16 protein-coding genes are annotated in these 22,301 nt (G+C 64.7%); 11 read left to right on the top strand and 5 right to left on the bottom strand.

Translation table 11 applies throughout. The annotated features are described in order from the left end of the window. Positions 1 to 182 precede the first annotated feature (182 nt). The 10 genes from D1409_RS04360 to thsA all read left to right on the top strand — a co-directional run bounded on the left by D1409_RS04360 (position 183) and on the right by thsA (position 11,960). Positions 183 to 1,190: a DUF4129 domain-containing protein gene (locus D1409_RS04360; RefSeq protein WP_235853494.1), complete on the top strand. Its 1,008-nt coding sequence runs from the start codon at positions 183 to 185 to the stop codon at positions 1,188 to 1,190. Next, a complete protein-coding gene (locus D1409_RS04355; protein ID WP_206424965.1) occupies positions 1,180 to 3,198 on the top strand; it encodes a DUF58 domain-containing protein in 2,019 nt (672 codons plus the stop codon). The genes D1409_RS04360 and D1409_RS04355 overlap by 11 nt, the downstream gene beginning before the upstream one ends. Then, positions 3,198 to 3,728, top strand: a complete 531-nt coding sequence (locus D1409_RS04350; protein ID WP_123534377.1) for a DUF7519 family protein — start codon at positions 3,198 to 3,200, stop codon at positions 3,726 to 3,728. Before D1409_RS04355 ends, D1409_RS04350 begins: the two co-directional genes overlap by 1 nt. Before the next feature lie 197 nt (positions 3,729 to 3,925). Next, positions 3,926 to 4,900, top strand: a complete 975-nt coding sequence (locus D1409_RS04345) for an AAA family ATPase (protein ID WP_123534375.1) — start codon at positions 3,926 to 3,928, stop codon at positions 4,898 to 4,900. A 21-nt stretch (positions 4,901 to 4,921) separates the two neighbouring features. Then, the gene (locus D1409_RS04340) at positions 4,922 to 5,644 is read left to right on the top strand and encodes a YIP1 family protein (protein WP_123534373.1); all 723 of its coding nucleotides are present in this window, start codon (positions 4,922 to 4,924) and stop codon (positions 5,642 to 5,644) included. Between the two features lie 38 nt (positions 5,645 to 5,682). Further along, positions 5,683 to 6,705, top strand: a complete 1,023-nt coding sequence (locus D1409_RS04335; RefSeq protein WP_123534371.1) for an ABC transporter permease — start codon at positions 5,683 to 5,685, stop codon at positions 6,703 to 6,705. Between the two features lie 2 nt (positions 6,706 to 6,707). Next, positions 6,708 to 7,733, top strand: a complete 1,026-nt coding sequence (locus D1409_RS04330; RefSeq protein ID WP_123534368.1) for an ABC transporter permease — start codon at positions 6,708 to 6,710, stop codon at positions 7,731 to 7,733. A gap of 42 nt (positions 7,734 to 7,775) precedes the next feature. Beyond that, on the top strand, positions 7,776 to 8,909 hold the full coding sequence (locus tag D1409_RS25350; RefSeq protein WP_123534366.1) for an ABC transporter ATP-binding protein: 1,134 nt from the start codon (positions 7,776 to 7,778) through the stop codon (positions 8,907 to 8,909). A gap of 3 nt (positions 8,910 to 8,912) precedes the next feature. After that, positions 8,913 to 10,079: an oligopeptide/dipeptide ABC transporter ATP-binding protein gene (locus D1409_RS25345; RefSeq protein ID WP_123534364.1), complete on the top strand. Its 1,167-nt coding sequence runs from the start codon at positions 8,913 to 8,915 to the stop codon at positions 10,077 to 10,079. 198 nt (positions 10,080 to 10,277) lie between these two features. Continuing rightward, a complete protein-coding gene (gene thsA, locus D1409_RS04315; RefSeq protein ID WP_123534362.1) occupies positions 10,278 to 11,960 on the top strand; it encodes a thermosome subunit alpha in 1,683 nt (560 codons plus the stop codon). A gap of 315 nt (positions 11,961 to 12,275) precedes the next feature. Here the strand turns inward: thsA and D1409_RS04310 are convergent, their stop codons facing one another. Further along, entirely contained in the window at positions 12,276 to 13,037 is a 762-nt protein-coding gene (locus D1409_RS04310) for an IclR family transcriptional regulator (RefSeq protein ID WP_123534360.1), read from the bottom strand. Between the two features lie 380 nt (positions 13,038 to 13,417). After that, a complete protein-coding gene (locus D1409_RS04305) occupies positions 13,418 to 14,656 on the bottom strand; it encodes a mandelate racemase/muconate lactonizing enzyme family protein (protein WP_123534358.1) in 1,239 nt (412 codons plus the stop codon). A 136-nt stretch (positions 14,657 to 14,792) separates the two neighbouring features. Between D1409_RS04305 and xacF the strand changes: the two genes are divergently transcribed. Then, complete coding sequence (xacF, locus tag D1409_RS04300; protein WP_123534356.1) at positions 14,793 to 16,244, top strand: 2,5-dioxovalerate dehydrogenase; 1,452 nt, start codon at positions 14,793 to 14,795, stop codon at positions 16,242 to 16,244. A 643-nt stretch (positions 16,245 to 16,887) separates the two neighbouring features. Here xacF and D1409_RS04295 read toward each other — a convergent pair. From D1409_RS04295 to D1409_RS04285, 3 genes are all read right to left on the bottom strand, one after another. Then, positions 16,888 to 17,913 carry a tyrosine-type recombinase/integrase gene (locus D1409_RS04295; RefSeq protein WP_123534355.1) on the bottom strand — a complete coding sequence of 342 codons (1,026 nt, stop codon included), beginning with the start codon at positions 17,911 to 17,913 and terminating at the stop codon, positions 16,888 to 16,890. Beyond that, the gene (locus D1409_RS04290) at positions 17,906 to 18,340 is read right to left on the bottom strand and encodes a DUF5805 domain-containing protein (RefSeq protein WP_123534353.1); all 435 of its coding nucleotides are present in this window, start codon (positions 18,338 to 18,340) and stop codon (positions 17,906 to 17,908) included. The genes D1409_RS04295 and D1409_RS04290 overlap by 8 nt, the downstream gene beginning before the upstream one ends. 816 nt (positions 18,341 to 19,156) lie before the next feature. Then, the gene (locus D1409_RS04285; RefSeq protein ID WP_164471556.1) at positions 19,157 to 19,933 is read right to left on the bottom strand and encodes a GAF domain-containing protein; all 777 of its coding nucleotides are present in this window, start codon (positions 19,931 to 19,933) and stop codon (positions 19,157 to 19,159) included. Positions 19,934 to 22,301: the final 2,368 nt, after the last annotated feature.

The raw sequence follows: 22,301 nt of genomic DNA, 5'->3' as shown, positions 1-22,301 counted from the left end.
CTCCGTCGGTGAGCGCCACTGAGCCGCCGGTTCCGTGGTTCCGCCCGGCCGTACGGGGATGGGAACCGTTCTCTCGGGTGGCCCGCCCGTGGCGAGACACCGCCTGAATGGCGGAAATAACTGGGGCTGCTTGGCTCGTCCAAGCGGAAAAAACATATAGTGTGGATCGTACAAGTCGTAGTATGGATGATTATGTGTCACAGGAAGCCCTGCGGTTCGTCGTGATAGGGCTCGTCGCGATGGCCGCCATCGCGGTGGGCGCCGCGACGATCACGGCGACCGTCGATACAGGGGCTCCGACAGGTGGGGAAGCCCCGCAGGACCCGTCGCAGAACCCACGCGAAAACCAGGGTGGGGGCGGCGGTGACGACGGCAGCGGGGGCGGAAGCATCAACAGGAGCAGCGAGAGCCAGTCGGAGGAAGCGATCGAGTTCACGACGTGCATCAAACCGCTGACCACCTGGTACGGCGGGATCGCGTACTTCGGCGTGTTCGCGTTCATGGTGTACCTCGTCAAACGCCGCTACTCGTTCGGCGCGGCGTTCCTCGGCCTCTACGCCATCGCGCCCCCGGCGCTCCTGGGGTATTTCCTGGGGACCGACTGCGCGACCGTCGGTGGACCGGGGCTGGGTGACCAGGCGGTCAACGTTGGGACCAACAACACGAGCGGCCCACCGGTCGCGGGGTTGGACATCCCGCCGGCGGTCATCCTCGGCGTGTTCGGCGTCGTGCTGGTGGCGACCGCCGCCGTGTTGCTGCGAGCCTCCAGTGACCAGCAGATCACCACGATGGAAGAGGAAGAACCCGAGGCCGCCGAGGGTGCCGACGTGATGGACCTGGCGGAGGCGGCGGGTCGCGCCGCTGACCGACTCGAGGAGCACAACGTCGACGTCGACAACGAAGTGTACCGCGCCTGGTGGGAGATGACGAGCATGCTCGACGTGCCCAACCCCGACAGCGCGACGCCCGGCGAGTTCGCCGACGCGGCGATCGAGGTCGGACTCGGCACGGACGACGTGACCGAACTGACCCGACTGTTCGAGGAGGTGCGCTACGGGAAGCGCGACGCCGAGAGCCGCGAACAGCTCGCGATAGACGTGTTCCGCAACATCGAAGAGGAGTACGGCGGCACGACCGCCGGCGGACCGTCGGCGGTCGGCGACGACACGGAGGGTGACGATGGATATTGAAACTGTACTCAATCGACTGCTGATAATCATCGGCGCGGTGCTGTTCGTCGGCGCCGTCGCACTGATAGCGGTACCGGGCGCGGGGAGCGGCCTGCCGATCGGGCAGGAAGCGATCTTCCTCGTCGGACTGCTCGCGGCCATCACGGGGCTCGGGGTCGTCCGCCGACGGCTCAGGGGCGACGTCGAGGAGACGGTCACGCCCAACCCCGAACGGCCGGCCGGCAATCCGATGCCGGGCGAGGACGTCGACCGGATGCTCTACGAGATGACGACGCTCCGCCAGGGCGTCAGCGAGAACCGCGAACACCTGGAGGAGCGCCTCGAGAACCTCGCGGTCGCGGTCATCCGCAACCGCGAGGACTGCTCGGTCGAGGAGGCCCGCAGGATCCTCGAGTCCGGCGAGTGGACCGCGAACGAACAGGCGGCGTCGTTCTTCCAGGGCGAGCGGACGGCCGCACAGGAGGCGGGTCTCTCGGAGTCGCTGCTGTCGGGCACCGACGACGTGGCCTCCTTCGAGAACCAGTTCCGCGCGACCGTCGAGGAACTCATCGAGGTCGGCGACGTCGACGTGAGTCACACGGTCGACACCGAGGAGACCCAGCAGCGCTCGCTGAGAGAACGGATCTTCGGTGCCTCCGGGGACGACGAGGACGGCGACGACGTCGTCGAGACCAACTGGAACGAGACCCACTCGTCGGTCCCGTCCTTCGACACGACGGAACCGTTCGAGGACGTCGCGCTCCAGCACACCAACCGCTGGCTGGGCGTCACGGCGTTCGCGCTCGTCGCGATCGGCCTCGGCGCCACAACGTTCAACTCCGGGCTCCTGCTCGCCGGGACGGTCGGCATCGCGTACACAATCTACGCGCGCGTGTCCGCCGTGCCCCGGACGGAAGGGCTGGTCGTCGAACGCGAGTACGACACCGACGACCCCGAACCGGGCGATCTCGTCGACGTGACGCTGACGGTTCGAAACGAGAGCGGGTCGATGCTGCCGGACCTGCGACTGGTCGACGCGGTGCCGGACGCGTTCGTCGTCACCGACGGCGTGCCGCGACTCCACACGGCACTGCAGGCCGGCGCGCAGGCGCAGATCGAGTACACCGTTCGGGTCGAACGCGGCGAGTACGAGTGGCCGCTCCTCGTCGTCGCCCGTGACTTCAGCGGTGGCGTCGAGCGGACCTCGCTCGTCACGCCCGAGGCGGAGATGCGCGTCATCCCGCCGCTCCGCGTCACCAACGACGTGCCGGTCCGCGCGCAGACGACGCAGTACGCCGGCGACGTCGACACCAAGCAGGGCGGCTCCGGGCTGGAGTTCCACTCGGTGCGCGAGTACCGGCCCGGCGACCCGATGAACCGCATCAACTGGAAGCAGGTCGCGAGCACGGGCGACCTCGCGACGATCGACTTCCGACAGGAGAAGGCCGCGACGGTCACCATCCTGTTCGACACCCGCCAGAGCGCGTACATCTCCGACGGCGTCGACAAACCGCACGCGGTGGACCTGTCGGTCCACGCCGCGAGTGACGTGTTCGGCGCGCTGTACGACCAGGGGAACCTCGTCGGCGTCGCGGCGTTCGACACCGTCCCCTGCTGGTACGCGCCCGGCGCGGGGAGTTCGCACCTGGAGAACGCGCGGATGCTGTTCGCACAGCACCCCGCGCTGTCGCCGCGGCCGCCCGAGCGTCAGGACCACGAGAGTCAGTACATCGACCCGATGACGCACGTGCGCCGACGCCTGCCGAGCACCTCGCAGATCTTCCTGTTCTCGCCGCTCGCCGACGACTACGCGGCGGAGGTGGCGCGCAGGCTCGACTCCGAGGGGCACCTGGTCACGGTGATCAGCCCCGACGTGACCGTCGACGAGACGGTCGGGCAGCGACTCACGCGTATCGAACGGACGGCGCGGGTGCGGTACCTCCGCGAACGCGGGATCCGCGTCATGAACTGGGACCCCGACGAGCAGCTCTCGCTCGAGATCGAGAAAGCACAGACGAGGTGGGCATAATGAGCTTCGAGACAGACGACGATACGGCAGCGGTCGAGGTAACGCACTCGCCGGCACGATTCAGTAGTTCGGTCGCGGTCGCCGCCGCGCTGGTGGCGGTCGTGGTCACCGGGCTACTCGCCCCGGTCGCGGCGCTGGTCGGCCTGTTCGGCCTGGCCGGCGTCGCCGGCGGCCTGTTCGTCTTCGAGTCGGAGCGACTCACGGCGATCGGCACGGGCATCGTCTTCGTCGGCGTCATCGTCTCCGGCTTCTTCGCCGACGTGCCGGAGTTCCTCCTGTTCGCGAGCCTCGCGACGATAATCTCGTTCGACCTCGGGTCGAACGCCTTCAGCGTCGGCCGACAGCTCTCCGACCAGACGGAGACCCAGCGCGGCGAGTCCGTCCACGCGGCGGCGACCATCTTCGTCGGCGTCGTCGCGGCGGGGCTCTCCTACGGGATCTTCCTGGTCCCGCTGGGCGCACTGACGATCCCGGCGCTCGCACTGCTGCTCCTGTCAGCGCTGTTCCTCATCTGGTCGATCCGGCAGTAACGGGCCGGCCGACTTCCCCGCCGCTTCGGGCGCGCTCGAACCGGGCGACCGATCCGTCGGCGACCTGATATCCGCCGCCAGTTCCGGCCGCCGACCCCGTCAGACCGCCGTCCTACCTGTACTGTTAGTCAGTTTTCGTGCGGCGAAATCGCTCTAACACCGTCAGGGTTAAGAGGAACAGCACGGGCTATCTTACCATGGCACAGACCGACCTATCCATCCAGGAGGCCAGTGACGAGTTGGATGCAGTGATCGACGAGATACAGTCGTCGGTCATCATCGAGGAGGAGTTCCTCGAGACAGTTCTGGTGGGGCTGCTCTCGAAGGGGCACGTCCTGCTGGAGGACGTACCCGGAACAGGCAAGACGCTGACGGCGAACAGTTTCGCGACGGCGCTCGGCCTGTCGTTCTCCCGTATCCAGTTCACGCCGGACCTGCTCCCCAACGACGTGACGGGGACCTACATCTACAACGAGCAGGAGGGCGAGTTCGAGTTCAACAAAGGGCCGATCTTCGCGAACATCGTCCTCGCCGACGAGATCAACCGCGCGCCGCCGAAGACGCAGGCGGCGCTGCTCGAGGCCATGGGCGAGGGCCAGGTCACCACCGAGGGTGACACGCGCCAGCTGCCCGAGCCGTTCTTCGTCATCGCGACGCAGAACCCGGTCGAGCAGGAGGGGACCTTCCCGCTGCCGGAAGCGCAGATCGACCGATTCAACGTCAAGTCCAGTATCGGCTACCCCGACGTGGACGGCGAGGTCGAACTGCTCCGACGCCGCAACGACCGGACGTCGACGACGCCGTCGGTCGGGCAGGTGCTCGACCACCAGCGCGTCATGAACCTGCAGGCGGTCCCGGACACGGTGACGGTCACCGAGGACATGCTGGAGTACATCGTCGCGGTGTCGCGAGCGACTCGCGACGACCACCGCGTCGAGACGGGGATCAGCCCCCGCGGGACCCAGCGACTGTTCGAGACGACCCGCGCACAGGCGGTCATCGAGGGCCGCAACTACGTCACACCGGACGACGTGAAGACGGTGTCCCAGTCGGTCATCGCGCACAGGCTGGGTCTGACCGCTGAGTCGCAGGTCAACGACGTCGACAAGTCGGAGATCGTTCAGGACGTGCTCGACGAGATTCCCGTCCCGACCATCGAGGCACCGGCGTAAGGCTGACTGGAGGATCAACTTATGGGAGTTTCAAACGCCGTTCGCGACCCGGGTTCGTACATCAGCAGAACGCTGGGTCTGTACCGAACGCTGTTGACCGACCCGGAGACGTTCTACGAGGAATACATCGGCTCGCGCGGCATCAAGTCGGAGTTCGCACTGGTCCTCGTGACGGGACTCGTGGGGCTGATCGGCAACTACCTGATGCTCCAGGAGCTCTTGTTGCAACTCGAGACGATCGACGCCGTCGTGGTAAACGACGACGTCAACTTCCAGCTCCAGCAACGCGTCGTCGAGCCGCTGATCGGCGCGTTCATCCTGTGGATCTGGTACGGCTTCGGGATGTACGCGGTGGGCTGGCTGTACACGACGGTTGGGACGACGTACGTGACGATGAAACGGATGGCGTGGGCGCTGTTCCCGATCCTGATCGCGAACCTCGTGCACACGGTCGCGATGGTCGTGGCGTACAACGGCCTGGACGTCCAGCCCGACGACCTGGACCTCCAGACGCGGATCGCGGACCAGGTCGCAGCGGCCATCTGGTCGCTGGCCAGCGGTGAGATCGTCGTCGTCGCCGCGACGGCTCTGGGTGCCGTGTTCGCGGTGTGGGCCGGCTACATCGGCGCACACGCGATCAAAGATGTCCGCGACCTGACGATGGACGAGGCGTACAAAGTCGCGGCGGTCCCGACCGCCGGATACGTGCTGTACATCGTCTACAGCACGGTCACCGCGATCTGACCGAAGATATAAGATGCTGTGAGACACCAACACACACTATGAACTATTACATACGTCGATTCGCGCAAGCGATCGTGACGTTCGTCGTGGGGATGTTCATCACGTTCGCGCTGTACAGACTCGTCCCGGGTGGGCCGGTGGAGCAGATCATGCAGGACCGCATCCAGCGGATGCAGGACCGCGGCCAGCAGGTGGACACGAGACAGGTCGCGGAGATGGCCGAGCAACTGACGGGGATCAACCCCGACCAGCCGATCCCGATCTCGTTCTACGAGTGGCTCCGGGACATCGTCCTCTACCAGGACTTCGGCGAGTCCATCCTGTTCCAGGACCCGGTCTTCGACATCCTCTTTCGTGCGATGCCGTGGTCGATCTTCCTGAGCGTCTACGGGCTCCTGCTGGGCTTCACCGCGACCATCGCGGTGGGCGTGTTCATGGCCTGGCACGAGGGGACGAAGATCGACTCGGGGCTGACGGTGTTCGTGCTCGTGATGCGGTCGATCCCGTACTACGTGGCCGCCATCGTGATGCTCTCGGTGCTCGCCTTCCAGTGGGGCATCTTCCCGACTGGCGGCCGGGCGCCGCCGGCGGCCCAGCCCGGGTTCAACCTCGAGTTCATGACGGGCATCGCGCGTCACGCCGCGCTGCCCATCGCGTCGAACTTCATCGTCGGCTTCGCCGGCGGGGCCATCGGGATGCGGGCGCTCTCGGTCCGGGTCATCGGCGCCGACTACCTCCGGTCGGCCCGCCTGCGCGGACTGAGCACGAACCGCATCCTGTCGCGGTACCTGACGCGTAACTCGATCCTCCCCATCTACACCGGCTTCATGCTGGGCATCGCGGGGATGTTCAGTTCGAACGTCATCACGGAGGTCATCTTCCAGTACCACGGCGTGGGCTGGTTCCTCCTGGAGGCGGCGGTCAACCAGGACTACCCCCTGGTGATGGCCGCGTTCGTGTTCTTCTCCGGGATCACGGTGACGGCTATCATGGTCGCTGACTTCACGTACGGACTCATCGACCCGCGTGCCGGCACCGGCGCAACGAGGGAGAGCTTCTAACGATGTCCGAGAAAACACCAAAGAGCGACGGAGGCGTCACGCAGGAAAGCATCTTCGGCACCGACGAGGAGGCCGAGCGACGCAGGACGCCGCCGGCCGAACGTGCGCGACGCGCGTTCGACTTCTACGTCGCCACGCCGTTCCGGGTCGCGTGGAGCGACTGGCGGACCCGCATCGGCGGGGCCGGCGTCCTCTTCTACCTGCTCATGGGGACGGTCGGCGTCGTTCTCGTCCCGCCGCCCCAGATCAACGAGGGGCCCTACTACCTGAAGCCGTTCGTCGACTGGTCGATGCCGCTCGGGACGGACAACCTCGGTCAGGGCATCTTCAAGGCGCTCGTGCACTCGACACCCGCGATGATGAAGATGGCGCTGGCGGGGATCGTCTTCTCCGTCGGCGTCGCGGTGCTGGTCGGGATGATCGCGGGCTACAAGGGCGGGGTCATCGACACCATCCTGATGACGATGGCGGACGTGTTCATCACGCTCCCCGGTCTCCCGCTCATCATCGTGCTCGCGGCGATCTTCTCGCCCAAGGAGCCGTTCATCGTCGGGACCATCATCGCGATCGACCAGTGGCCGGGACTGGCCCGGATGCTTCGGTCGCAGGTGCTCGCGTTGCGTGACGAGGACTTCGTCGAGGCCGCGCGCTCTATCGGGCTCTCGACGCCGACGATCGTCGGGCAGGAACTGGTGCCGAAGGTGGCGCCGTTCGTGCTCATCTCGGCGGCGGGCGCCGCGGTCGCGGTCATCTTCCAGTCGGTCGCGCTGTACTTCATCGGCGTCCTCCCGTTCAGTTCGCTGAACTGGGGCGTCATGATGCAGCTGGCCTACCGGCAGGGGAACGCCGTGGCCGCGCCCGGACGCGCGGGCCACTGGCTCCTGTTCCCGCTGCTGGCTATCTCGGGCGTGAGCTTCTCGCTCATCCTGTTCTCGCAGGGGCTGGACCGCGTGTTCAACCCGCGGCTCCTCGCTCGCCACTCCGAGACGGTCCCGGAAGACGAACAGGAAGACGCGGGTGGGCTCTAATGGCGCCACTCGAATCGACTCGACGAGCGGAGGTGTGCTGACATGGCTATCGGACAACAGAACCAGACGACAGGCGACGACGAGACCGACGATGCCGACGAGGACATCGTCATGGAGGTACGGGACGCACGAGTACAGTTCGGGATGTCCCGCGGGCAGGCGTGGGTCCTGAACGACGTCGACATGGACGTCCGTCGTGAGGAGATCCTCGCGATCGTCGGCGAGTCGGGGTCGGGCAAGTCGATGTTCGCCGCCGCGCTGATGGACGCCGTCGAGGACCCGGGTCACCTCTCCGGCGACGTGACCTACTACCCACGGGAGACCGAGGACGACGGCACCCCGAGCACGGACCAGATCGGCTCGTACGACGCCGTCGGCGACGACTCCGTCGACGTGCTCGACATGAGCGACGGCGAACTCCAGTCGTTCCGCTGGGAGGAGGTCTCTATGGTGTTCCAGGGCGCGATGAACTCCTTCAACCCCACCATGAAGATCAAGGGCCACTTCCACGAGACGATCCAGGCCCACAACGCGGTGCTCGACGAGCGGATGGAGCACGTCCGGGACCTCTTCGAGGCGCTGCACCTCGACCCGGACCGCGTGATGAACTCCTACCCGCACGAGCTCTCGGGCGGGATGAAGCAGCGAGCGCTCATCGCGCTCGCGCTCGTGCTCGAACCGGAAGTGCTCGTGATGGACGAGCCGACCGCGGCGCTCGACCTGCTGATGCAGCGGTCGATCATCTCGATGCTGCGCGAACTGCGCGACGAGTTCGAGCTCACGATCGTCTTCATCACGCACGACCTGCCGCTGGTCGCCGGCCTCTCGGACCGTATCGGCGTCCTCTACGCCTTCGAGTTCGTCGAGGTGGGCGAGACGCGGTCGCTGCTGAAAGACGCGGCACATCCCTACACGCGGGCGCTCCTTCGGTCGGTGCCGAGCATCGACTCGGACATCGACTCGATGCAGCCCATCGAGGGCGCCCGTCCCGACCCGGTGAACATCCCGACGGGGTGTTCGTTCCACCCGCGCTGTCCGATCGCGGACGACCGGTGTGAGATAGAAGACCCGGACCTCGTGAGCGCCGGCGAGGACCACGACGCAGCGTGTTTCTACACGGATCAGGCCCGAAGCGAGCTGTCGTACATCCTCGACCACGGGAGCACGGAGGACTAACCTATGAGTACAGACGATCCCGCGGACGACATCGCACCGGACGACACAACCACGACGGAGCCCAGCGACGACCCGGTCCTCTCGGTCGAGGACGTGAAAGTCCACTACAAGCCCGGTGGCATCGTCAAGCGGGCGCTGACCGACAAGAAGGTGCAGGCGGTCGACGGCGTCAGCTTCGACCTCTACGAGAACGACATCGTCGTGCTGGTCGGCGAGTCCGGGTGCGGCAAGACCACGCTCGGCAAGACCGCGATCGGCCTGGAGAACCCGACGGACGGCTCGATCAAGTATCGCGGCCAGGACATCTGGGAGGCGAAGAACAACCCCAGGGACGCGGACATCGAGTTCAACGACATCCGTCGGTCCATGCAGATCATCCACCAGGACCCGGCGAACGCGCTGAACTCCTCGCGACGGGTGAAGGCGATCCTCTCGGACCCGCTGAAGAAGTGGCGGACGGAGCTCGGCCCGAAGGAGCGCGAAGACACCATCTACCGGTTCCTGGAGTACGTGGACATGATGCCGCCGGAGGACTACGCCGAGCGGTACCCCCACCAGCTCTCGGGCGGCGAGAAACAGCGCGTGGCGCTGGGCCGCGCCCTGCTGATGAACCCGGACGTCATCCTCGCGGACGAGGCGATCAGCGCGCTGGACGTGAGCCTCCGCGTCGGGATGATGGACCTCATCCTCGACCTGCAGGACACGTTCAGCACGTCCTACATCTTCATCAGTCACGACCTGGCGAACGCGCGCTACCTCGCCAAACGCGCGGGCGGTCGGATCGCGATCATGTATCTCGGCGAAATCGTCGAGATCGGTCCGCCGGACGAGATCCTCGGCAACCCGACGCACCCGTACACGAAGGTGCTCAAGTGGTCGACGCCGACCGTCGACCCGGACCTCGCCAGACAGCGTATCCAGGAGGACCCGCCCGTCCGGGAAGTGGACGTCCCGGACCCGGAGGACCCGCCGTCGGGCTGCAAGTTCCACACCCGCTGCCCGGAGGCCCGTGAGGTCTGTACGCGGGAGGAGCCCGAACTGTTCGACACGGCCGGCGAGTCGGACGTCTCCTGTTTCCGTGCGCTCGAATCTCACGAGTACTGGAACAGCACGGAACTCGCCGGCCCGGACGACGAGTACGGCCAGGAATCGACCGGCGTCGGCGACTGAACCGGTCCACAGACCCGTTTCTCACCGTTCTCGACGCGCAGAGTCGCTACGCTGCGGCCGGTGATCCTACCGGACGCCCACCGCCGGTAGTCGTCTCTCCCGCCGTCGACCTCGGGGCGTCCGAACGCGGACCGACTGCGTTCGGAAAGCAAATCTTATTTCCGCCAGACGCGGTTGTGCGTACACATGGCACGACAAATGGCGGACGGACCGATGGTGGTCCTCTCCGACGAATCGCAGCGGACGTCGGGCGAGGACGCCAGGTCCATGAACCTCGAGGCAGGTCGCGCAGTGGCGGAGACGATCCGGACGACGCTCGGTCCGCGCGGGATGGACAAGATGCTCGTCGACCAGGGCGGGAACGTCGTCATCACGAACGACGGCGTGACCCTCCTCGAAGAGATGGACGTCGACCACCCGGCGGCGGACATGGTCATCGACGTCGCGACGACACAGGAAGCCGAAGTCGGCGACGGGACGACCTCCGCCGTCATCCTGGCGGGCGCGCTCCTCTCGAACGCGGAGGACCTGCTCGACGACGACATCCACCCCACCTCCATCGTGGCGGGCTACCGCCACGCCGCGGAGACGGTCATCGACGTCTTCGAGGACATGGCGACCGAGGTCGAACCGGACGACATCGACGTGCTCGAACAGATCGCGGGCACGGCGATGACGGGCAAGGGCGCCGAGACCGCCAAGGATCTCCTCTCTTCGATGGTCGTCTCGGCCGTCCAGGCCGCCGTCCGCGACGACGGCACCGTCGACCAGGACTCCGTCGTCGTCCGCCAGTTCTACGGCGGTTCCATCGACGACTCGGAGTTCGTCGACGGCGTCCTCTTCGACATCGAACCGGTCAACCAGAACATGCCGCGTTCGCGCGAGGACGCGGACGTCCTCATCTACGAGGGCGACATCGAGGTCTCGAAGACGAACGTCGGCGCAGAGGCCACGGTCGGGAGCATGGACGACCTCCAGGGCTTCGTCGAGCGAGAGCAGTCCGAACTCTCCGACAAGATCGACAAGATCCTCGACGCCGGTGCGGACGTCGTCGTCGCCGACGGCGGCATCGACGAGTACGCGGCCGACCTGCTGGCCGAGGCGGGCGTCACCGCCTACCGCCGCGTCGAAGACGAGAAGCGCCAGCGGCTCGCCCAGGCGACGGGCGCCGAGCGCGTCGGCGACCTCGACCTGCTCACCGCCGACCACCTCGGCTACGCCGGTAGCGTCTCCGAGCGAGTCATCCGCGACATGACCGTCCGTCGGCAGGCGGACCACGAGAGCACGACGGTGTTCGGCGACCTCCCGACCGAGGGCGTCGGCACGATCCTCCTCCGAGGCGGTACCGAACACGTCCTCGACGAGGTCGAGCGCGCAGTCGTCGACAGCATCGGCGTGGTCTCCGCCGCAGTCGAGGACGGCGCAGTCCTCCCGGGCGGCGGTGCCCCGGAGATCGAAGCCTCGCTCGCGCTCCGCGAGGAGGCCGACTCCGTCGAGGGTCGCGAACAGCTGGCCGTCGAAGCGTTCGCCGAGTCGTTCGAGGACGGACCCCGAACGCTCGCCGAGAACGCGGGCCACGACGCCATCGACGCGCTGGTCGACATGACCGCCCGCCACGACGCGGGCGACGTCAACGTCGGTATCGACGCCGACACGGCCGACCTCGTCGACATGTTCGAGGACGGCGTCGTCGAACCCCTCCGCGTGAAGACGACGGCCGTCGACTCCGCCGTCGACGCGGCGACGATGATCCTCCGCATCGACGACGTGATCTCTGCGGGCGACCTTTCCGTCGGCGACGACGAAGAGGAAGACGGCGGCGCAGGCGGCCCGCCCGGCGGCATGGGCGGGATGGGCGGCGGCATGGGCGGCATGATGTAAGACCATCTTTTTGCCGCTCGGGTATCCTCGGCGCGCTCCGCGCGCCTCCGGGTACCTCTCGCGGCAAAAACATGGGTGAAAAAGGCCGCATCTCGGCCTCCGGCCTCGATGCGGTGAACCGCTCGCTCCGCTCGCGGATGCTAGACACCTATTCTGTGATTCAGAAACGACGTTACCGCAATAGTAGAAATAGAACGTCCGCGCGAACGAAGTGAGCGCGGTTCACCGGACGCGACCGCAGGGAGCGTCCGGCCTTTTTCACCCATGTTTTTGGCCGGGGGGTCGCCTGCGGCGACCCCCCGGCGAAAAAGATGGTTAGGAGTAATTATGTTCAAGTTCGACGACGTTGGCGGCGCCGAGAACGGCCTGCTGGAGGTCCTCGTAGAAGCGGTCGTCGTCGACGCGGTGGACGGGACAGGAGACGCTGATCGCGGCGATGGCACGGTCGTCGTCGTCGGTGACGGGCGCGGCGACACAGCGCAGGCCGTTGAGGCGCTCTTCCTCGTCGATGGCGTAGCCCTGCTCGCGGATCTCGTCGAGTTCGTCGAAGAACGGCTCCTCGTCGGTGATCGTGTGCTCCGTCTCGGCGGGCATCCCGTGTTCGGCGAGGATATCGGCGACCTCCTCTCGGGGGCGGAAACCGAGAATGGCCTTGCCGAGGCCCGTGCAGTGGAGGCGAACCTGCTTGCCCTCGTAGGTGTCGAGTTCGACGGCGTTCTCGCCCTGCGCCTGGTAGAGGTAGATGCCCATGCCGTTCTTCTCGACGAGGAGGTTGACGAGTTCGCCCGTCTCCTCCGCGAGCGTGTCCACCTGCGCGTGGGCGGCGTCGAAGATCTCGTTTCGCTTGCGGGCGTAGGCGCCGAGGCCGAGGAAGGCCAGTCCGACCTGGTACTCGTCGCCCTCCTTGAGGACGTACCCGCGGTTGGCGAGCGTGTTGAGGTGGTTGTGGACTGCGCTCTTGCCCACGTCGACCTGTGCCGCGATCTCCGAGACGCCCGCGCCGTCGAGCTCCTGGATGATCTCGACGATCTGGAGCGTCCGGTCGACCGTCGTGACCGGGTGTTTCGGCTCGTCCATACCATACCGTTCGCGGCCGACCACTTACCTGTTCTGCTCGGCGGAACTGCGTTCTCTATCCGTTCGACCGGTGCAACTCGTCGCCACGTGCCCCGAGTCCGCGGCCAACGAAGGCCGACGGGCGTGTCGGACGTTTCATAACGACGAACGCGCGGCGGGAGGTGTCGGCGGTTTTGCTCCTCGCAAACGACCTGGATCGGGAGAGCCCGCCCGAACGAGGTCGAACGTGAGTCTGGTCGGGTGTGCGGGCGACGAACGAGTGAAGAAGATGATTCGTCGGATCGGGCGACGCGGAAGTAGACGGTCCGCGCGCCCGTCGTGGCTAGCGCATCGTCAACAGCGACAGACTCGCTTCGCTCGTCCGTCGAGCGCGACGAAGTTTACGCCTCGTCGAAGAGGGTCTCGCCTTCGACCATGTTCTCCTCGACGGTGTCGAAGTCGAGGGTCAGGCCGAGGCCGGGCTCTTCGGGGATCTCCATGTAGCCGTCCTCGATGAGGTCGTTCTGGTCGACCAGGTCCTCCCACCAGCCGAGTTCGTAGGAGTGGTACTCGACGGCGAGGGAGTTCGGGATGGCGGCCGCGAGCTGCGCGGAGGCCATCGTCCCGATGGGCGAGGAGACGTTGTGCATGGCGACGGGGATGTAGTACATGTCGGCCATGTTGGCGATCTTCTGGCCCTCGCGCATGCCGCCGACGCGCGGGATGTCGGGGGCGATGATGTCGATGGCTTCCTTCTCGATGAGGTCGCGGTTGCCGTGGGTGCGGTAGACGTTCTCGCCGGTCGCGGTCGGCGTGGCGGTCGACTGCGTGACCTCGCGCTGGGCGTCGTGGTTTTCCGGCGGGACGGCGTCCTCGAGCCACCAGACGTCGTACTCCTCGAGGCGTTTGGCGAGTCGCTTGGCGCTGCCGGTGGCGTACGACCAGTGGCAGTCGAAGGCGACGTCTGCGCGGTCGCCGACGGCCTCGGTCGTCGCCTCGACGATCTCCGCCTTGTGCTCGATCTCCGGGGCGCGCATGTGGCGGTTCGCGCGGTCTTTCTCGTGGCCGGAGGGGACGTCGAGGTCGAACTTGATGGCGTCGTAGCCGAGGTCGGAGACGACGCGGTCGGCCTCTTCGGCGCAGGCCTGCGGGTTGGCCTCGTCCTCGGTGTGCAGGTCGCAGTAGATGCGGACCTCGTCGCGGTACTTGCCGCCGAGGAGCTGGTAGGCGGGGAGGTCGACGAGCTTGCCAGCGACGTCGTGGAGTGCGATCTCGATGCCGGAGATAGCGGAGATGACCTTGCCGGAGATGGAGCCCTCGCCGGACATCTTCTGGATCATGTGCTCGTAGAGCCGGTCGATGTCGAGGGGGTTCTCGCCGACGATGAACGGCTTCATCCGCTCGATGATGGCCGTGTCCCCACCGCCCCAGTAGGACTCGCCCGTGCCCACGACGCCGGCGTCCGTGTAGACGCGGACGAGGATCCACGGGTAGTTCCCGTCGACCATCGTCGTCTGTACGTCCGTGATCTCTGCGTCTCGAATGCCACCGCGCTCGTTGGAGACGCCCATCGTCTCCGCGGAGAGGTCGCGCATCGTATACTCAGCGTTCGGGTCGCTGATCTTGTCGTAATCGACCATAACGAGTAATGCTCTATACGTAACTCGCTTAAAGTTTCCCACATCCGCTCGGAGTCGGCGCTCGGTGATCGAGATACGGCCCCTGCATATCCTGTATGGAAACTCGTAAGTGGACGCCATACGACCGTTAGATCGTATGACAGACACCACGAACCTGTACATCGACGGCGAATGGGTCCCGGCCGAGAGCGGGGACACCTTCGCGGTCGAGAACCCCGCGGACGCGACAGAGACTGTGGCCGAGTACGCGAAGGGCTCCACCGAGGACGCCCAGACGGCCATCGACGCCGCGAACGAAGCCCAGAGCGACTGGGAAGCGATGCCGGCCCCGGACCGCGGCGACATCCTCCGCGAGACGGCCAAGCTGCTGGAAGCGCAGAAAGAGGAACTGACCGAGCAGCTCTCCCACGAGGAAGGCAAGACGCTGTCGGAGGCCAGCCCCGAGGTACAGCGGGCCATCGACATCTTCTACTACTACGCCGAGAAGGCCGCCGACAACGCCGGCAAGCGCAAAGGCCCGAGCGGCGGTCGCACGTCCGTCTACACGAAGCGAGAGGCCCTCGGCGTCGCCGGCCTCGTCACGCCGTGGAACTACCCCATCGCCATCCCGGCCTGGAAGATCGCCCCGGCGCTGGCGACGGGCAACACGATCGTCCTCAAGCCCGCCTCGGCCGCGCCCGGCCCGGCCGCCAGCATCGTGCAGGCGCTCGAAGAGGCAGGCATCCCGGACGGCGTCATCAACTTCGTCCCCGGCTCCGGCAGCGACGTCGGCGCCGAGCTAACCTCGAACGACGGCATCGACGCCGTCTCGTTCACCGGGAGCTCCGAGGTCGGTCACCACGTCTACGACGCGGCCACCGACAACATGGCCCGCGCGCAGGCCGAGATGGGCGGCAAGAACCCCGCCATCATCACGGACAGCGCGGACGTCGACGAGGCGGTCGACATCGTCGGCGCCGGCGCGTTCGGCGTGACGGGTCAGGCCTGTACGGCTTGCTCCCGCGCCATCGTCCACACGGACGTCTACGACGAGTTCGTCGAGGGTATCGTCGAGTACGCCGAGTCCATCGACATCAGCGACGGCCGCGACGACCCCGGCATGGGTCCCCACGTCACCCAGAGCGAACTCGAATCCACGCTCGAATACGTCGACGTCGCCGCCAACGAGGGCGCGACCCACGAGACCGGCGGCGAGCGACTCGAGGGCGACGAGTACGACGACGGGTACTACGTCACCCCGGCCGTCTTCTCCGACGTCGAGCGTGACATGCGCATCTTCCAGGAGGAGGTCTTCGGTCCGGTCCTCGCCGTCACCGAGGTCGAGGACTTCGAGGACGCCATCGAGACCGCCAACGACAGCGAGTTCGGTCTCTCCTCCTCGATCGTCACGACCGACCTGAACGAGGCCCACGAGTTCATCGAGCGGACCGAAGCGGGCGTCGCGAAGGTCAACGAGAAGACGACCGGTCTCGAACTGCACGTCCCCTTCGGCGGCGTGAAGGACTCCTCGACGAACACCTACCGCGAGCAGGGCGACGCTGGTCTCGACTTCTTCACCGAGATCAAGACGGTCTACCTCAACACGTAGACCCGCCCGATTCTTTCGACCGTCCGGGTGCGGCGGTAACTCGGACACACCTGCCGTTCACTTCCTACGGATAGCCCCTCGGCCGCTGGATTCCCCGTTCGACACGAGACCGCTCCTCCCTCGATAATTCGAACACGGGTCGATTTCGTGACTGTAAGTCCGTTCCGATATTCTGAACAGAGTTCTGTAAGTAACCTTTCCTATACTCCGTGTCAGGACGACGGCTGCTCTATCGACTCCCGGCTCACCCGAACAATGAGCGACGAACTCCCGTCTCGATTATCGCAACTCTCGTTCCGAAATACAGAACGACAATTCGATTCGTTCCTCGGGCCACTCCCATGTGTGAGGTCGACTAACAGCCATGACAGTACTACGGGTGTAATCTGTACCGTCCAACCTGTAAACTAGCTGTGAGCAGCCCGTTGGCGAGGCCGAGCGACTGTGTTGGTCCACACGACCAGATCCTCGGATTGTGGGCCTAAGAGCGACTGTGTACGCGAGGTCCCGCCGGCCCGGATACGGCGACACACCTCCAATTCGATATATCGATATATGATTTATGAGTTCGAACCGAGACGCCGTGTGGGCGTCGAGTCGTGAGAGACTACGAGAGTTTTCAGACGGCTGAACTTCGAACGCGCTAGAGGAGGCGGTAGATGTGGTCCACGTACACCTCGCGGACGCGGTCGCCCCAGTCGTGCGTGTAAGTGTCGATGACGTCCTGGGCGACGTCACCCCGGAGGTACTTCACGATACCGCGGTCTCCGGTCCGGTCCCGCAAGTGCGTCGTGAAGAAGTGTCGGAAGTAGTGGGGCGTGACGTTCTCCGCGGCGCCGCCGCCGGCGCGATACCAGCCCTGCTCGCGTGCGTGCGTTTCGACGATGTGATGGACCATGTCGGGCGTGAGCCGTTTCCCCCACTCGTCGGCTGTGCTCACGAACACGGGGTCAGCCGGCGAACGGGGATCGGGGCGAACCGCCAGCCAGTCGACGATCACGCTGGTCAGTTCCTCGTCGACCGGGATCGTCGTCGCCCGCTTGCGCTTGTTCGAGGCCGTACGAACCTCCCCGTTGTACTCCTGCTCGTTCGCAGGCACGTCGTCGACGTACACCGAATCCGGTTTCCCGTCCAGCTGTGGCCGGTGCGGCGACTCGAACGGACCGCCGGTGAGAGACAGGTCCCGGCGATCCAGATTACACAGCTCGCCCGCTCGCATACCGGTTTTCAGCAACGTGACGATCACTGCGCGGTCCAGAGGGTGAGTCACGTCGGCGACGAACGAGCGCATCGCCGGGACGGAGATGTCGCGTCGGTCGGGATCGACGTTGATCGACTCGTCGATCTCCTCGAGGACGAGCGCCATGGGATTCTCCTCGAACGTCCCAACTTCGGTCATGTAGCTGTAAAACCGGTGGAGATACGACGCGTACGTCGCGACCGTACTCTCGCCCACTGCCCCACGCAATCGGTGGATCCAGGCCATACAGTCTCGGTGGTTCGCTTCGGCCAGTTCCAGCCCGCGTTCGGTGAGGTACGCCTCGAACTCCCGAAGAACCCGTTCGTAGGCGTCCCGCGTCCGCTGGGTCTTCCCCTGGAACGTGATGTCGTCGAGAAAGTACGACACCGGGTCCTCGGCTGGAGCAGTCCCGCGGTCCGCGCTACTCATCGACCGTGTATCCTCCGTTGCGCCCGCTGTAGGTTACTCGACCGTTCGACTGGAGGTCCTGGAGGGTCTCTTCGAGGCTCGCCTCGATGTCGTCGGTCACCGCGTCGAGCAACTCCTCCCAGGAGAGATACTCCGCCGACCGGAGAGCTTCGACGACCCTGTCTTCCAGGTCCGAACCCTGGGGGTCGTCGTCCGAAGACGGGGCTTCACCGGATTTCTCGGTCGACGACTCTTGTTCGGAGCGTTCGGGGCCCGAGGTGTCGGTATCGCCACCGAATCCGCGGCGCCCGGCCTGGACCATCGTTCTGACGAACTCGCTTCGACTCATCCCGAGGTCCTCGGCGTGGGCGTCCCACTCTTCACGCTGATAGGCCGGGACGTAGGTCCGTACCGAGACCCGCGACGTGTCGACGTCGGACTCTGCCATCGTGAAACGGATTACATCCCACCACAATCAATCTATCGCTAGATATCAGGATAAAATTCTGACCCCGAAGATACGCACGTTTTAGCGCCGATAGAGCCGCAAATCGACGACCCAAAAATGGCCCTTTGGATCCAAATAACATCATTTATCCGTGAACGTGGTTTTCGGGCCGGAGCCATCGGTCGTCGAGAGCGATTCATTCTCCGCTGGAGAGGGTGTCCCTCCAGCCGGTGCCCTTGTGTCGGAATATTGTCATTCGCGAACACAGATTGAACAGGCATTCGCCGGCAGGAGCGACGAGTGCCACCACCTGGTCTACCCGTCACCGTCCGATGGAATACACACGGGGGTGGTAGCGACGTCGTCGTCCGACCTAGCCCAGGCACGAGACTGGCAAGGGCAGAGATCGCTCCCGAGAGATCCGGCTGCGACTCGATTCCGAACGCGGAAGTATATCGCGGTGAGGGCACGCGACCGAACACGACGGAGTCCCGGACGTCGAAGCCGTCCGTCATCTTCGGCGCCTCCGTACCGTCCGGGCGATGAGAGACGCGGTGTCGATACTCGAACAGTCGCTTAGACGAAGTAGCGGTGCTGACGGAACGGCGAACCGGACGCGTATTTGGCACGACCGCAGAAGATGCGAACAGTGACCGGGTTGATCGTCGAGTCCTCCGTGGAAACATCGGATTTGGCGACGGTACCCCCATCCTATCCGACGCCATCTGGGCAGCGGCTGGTTCGAGAGCGACGAATACAGTGTTAACCAGTCGAGACCGGATCGCGCCCTCGAGCTCTGGCAGTGAAGTCTCGGAACTACTCGGAGAACTCGTCGGTGTATTCGTTCAGCAGTCGAACGAAGGGTTCGATCCGAGAGTAGTTCGGACCCCGGAACACCGTGTTCGCGTCGCGGTCCCAGTCGACGTAGCCGTCCGACTCTAGCGTCGGGATGTGGACGTGGTGTAACTGGACCCTGTCGTCTTCGAGGTCGTTCGCTCGTTCGAGGATGGCGACCCCGTCTTCGGAGGTGTCGTCGAGGAGCGTCTGGAGGACGAATCGTCTCGCCCGTTCGCCGAGTGTTTCCATCATGGAGTCGACCTGTGAGGAACGCGGGGGCTCCTGCTCGCCCAGGTTTCGGGAGATCGTCTCGTCAGTGGGCGGACCAGTCCACTGGTTCACCTCGTACGTCGCCCACAGTCCGATAACTTCGAGGAGAACGATCTCTTCGTCGACGATCGGGGGCTCACGCGGAATGGTGTCCGCGAAGCAGAGCGTCCCGTAGAGTTCGTCCTCGACGGTGACGGTCGTTCCGACGTAGCTCCTGAGGCCGAACCGTTCGTAGGCGGGGTCGTTCGCCCACCCCTCTGCCAGCGCGTCGTCGATCACCAGCGTCCCGGTGGGGTCCTCGATCGTTTTCTGGCAGTAGCTGGCCGAGAGCGGGATGCTTTCCCCGGCCTCGATGGCGTCGTTGGGCGCGTGAACGACTTCGAACTGCTTCGACTGGACGTCTCGGTCGATACGGGAGAGAAACGCGTATTCCAGACCGAACTCCTCGGTTTCAGTGTCGAACAGACGTTCGAGTTTGCTCCCCATATCCAGGTCGGGATCTAACAGTAGATTCCACAGCTCGTGGAAATAAGTCGATTCTTCACTGCCTGACGCTGTACAGACCGTATGTGCCATTCACATCATTCCAAATTTGTGGTCGAATCTGATCGAACGATCGAGCGCCTACCGTATCCAAGAAAAAGCTACGAGGAGTGGACGTAAAGCAATTATCGTTATTCACTTACGTGGTACATACTACCGCTAGAGGCGCCGAGTGACCGGATATGACTCTCTGGCAGTTCTCCGGTACTCGAGTGCAGGGGTCCCATCCCGCGTAGATCGCTCCGGTTCAGCGCTTCGAGGCAGTCCGGGCCAGTTCGGTTATCTATATCGACATACGATTTACGGCAGGCGCCGCTTCGTGACCGGATCCGGCGTTCAGGCGCTGTGTATCGACTGATATCCAGTATTCTTCTGGTTTGAGAGGGCCGCCGTCGTCGGACGAACGGGTACTGCTGGTCAGAGGCGAACCCAACGCTGGAGGATGTCCAAGTTTCGATCGGATTCCTGCTCGCTGCCGAACGAGCAGCGATTGTGGGGCGTCGGACCGAGTCACGGGGTGGGACGTATCGAAAAGTAGCTCCGTCGAAGAATCGTCCTGCCACATGAAGAGCTCGAAACCCTGGGGAGTAGATCCGCGACGAACGTTCCCGCCGCCAGATACGCTCCTTCTCGTATCGACCAGTCATTTCGAACGTTCGCGTTTGCCACCCCGAATATCGCAACCGCGTCTTTCGGCTCACGTCGACGCGAACCCAGGGGGTCAGGCCCGTGAGACACCCCCTCTTCACGACCCGTACTTTGGGAGCGAATCCTCGTACACATACCAGGTCCGGGCATCCTGTGGCCGGAGTCCGAGATGGGGTGTGCGACTCTCCCCGAATTAGGAGACGAACCATCGCATCGACGATCGTGCCGGCACGCCACCAGTCAGACAGGAGCCCGTGGACACCACGAACGGTGTGTCGCACTGATCATCCCTACGTTCACGGATAAAGACCCTTATTTGTGCCAGCAGACATTGATTGGTGCCCCGGGAATAGTCTTTAGGTGTGAATCTGACTCACAGATCGTCGCTGTGGCCATCTACCCACAAATAAAAAGTTCGGCGCACCGGATCCCATTCTCGTGCCCCCTGGTGGGAGGTGTCGTAGTCATTGCAGCGGTCGGCGAGCAGGGGGTGGAATGAAGAGGGGAGAAGGGAGGGGACTCGACCGGAACGACTCGAACAATCCACCGAGAGCGGCCAGAATGCGATCCGATCGAGTCCGATGGGTGCTCGGTGCACTTCGGATGGCCGGGTTTCTACGGTAAATGGGGCTATCCAGGGGATCCCGCTCCGAGTTTCAGAGATCGGTTAGACCAGCTGAGCGGGCGCTCATCGGGGAGGAACGCTTCGGACCGGTACCGGCCCCTGGCACCATCGGAGGGGGAACGCGGCGGTTCACGTTGGTCTCGGAGAGCGACCTGCCCACCGTAGGGTCCAGCGACCTGAAGTCGAGCTCCCCCCGCCGAGCGACGAAATCGGGCGCTCGCACCCTCGTCGATCCCGTCTACATCGATAATTTCCCCGGCCTTTCGGATCTCTCTCACTGTCCACAGCGTTCCTGCAACGCAATGGCCGCCAATCGCACTGTGCCACTCGGGCCCTGACTTTCGAGCCGCCATTCACCGTCTCGTACGGGTCCGCGGCCGAGATCACCTGGCGCCTCCCGGTGCCTCAGCGGCCTGGAGCTGTCTCTCCGTCTTCTGGGCGTGGATTCGGGCTGCACCACCCCTCTCGCGCGGTGCTTTCGCTGGATCGGCGTCGTATTAATATCAGTATTTGTATGATACAGGGTCCGAACCCATTCTATTTCAAACTCGTAAACGACATATCGCTATATGTAATCGTCGAACGACCGGATGGACACGGATTGTTCGAAATCGGACTGAGATGGCTGTTCTGGGCCTGATTCACCATTTTTGTCGGAGGGAAGACCGGTCGATAGCTGCACAGCCTTCGATCGATACTCCGACCGGACGGCGACGGAGTCTCGTCGACGGGACCGAGGACCCGCAATCGATCAGGACGGAACCGGAGTCTCTGTCTCGCGGCTCCTGTTTCGAATGGGCGGTGCCTCTCGGACTGCCGATTCGACCGTCTGCTCGAATCGCCAATCCGGGGGATCTCACATCGGATGAGCGATCGAACAGGCGTGAACACCGATAAGCCGGAAAAGGAGCCACTCGGCCGGACAGTTCTCAGCAACCGCGCTTCCCGGTAGCTAACTCCTGGGGAGACTGTGCGGCGACACAGCTGTAAGGATTCAGCGTCTGCTCGACCACGTCCGACGACGGACTGCTTCTCGGA

The sequence above is a fragment of the Halosimplex salinum genome (genome assembly GCF_003730195.1).
Taxonomy (GTDB): domain Archaea; phylum Halobacteriota; class Halobacteria; order Halobacteriales; family Haloarculaceae; genus Halosimplex; species Halosimplex salinum.
Note: the sequence above shows the minus strand (reverse complement) of the source record. Positions and strands in the feature narration are given on the sequence as shown.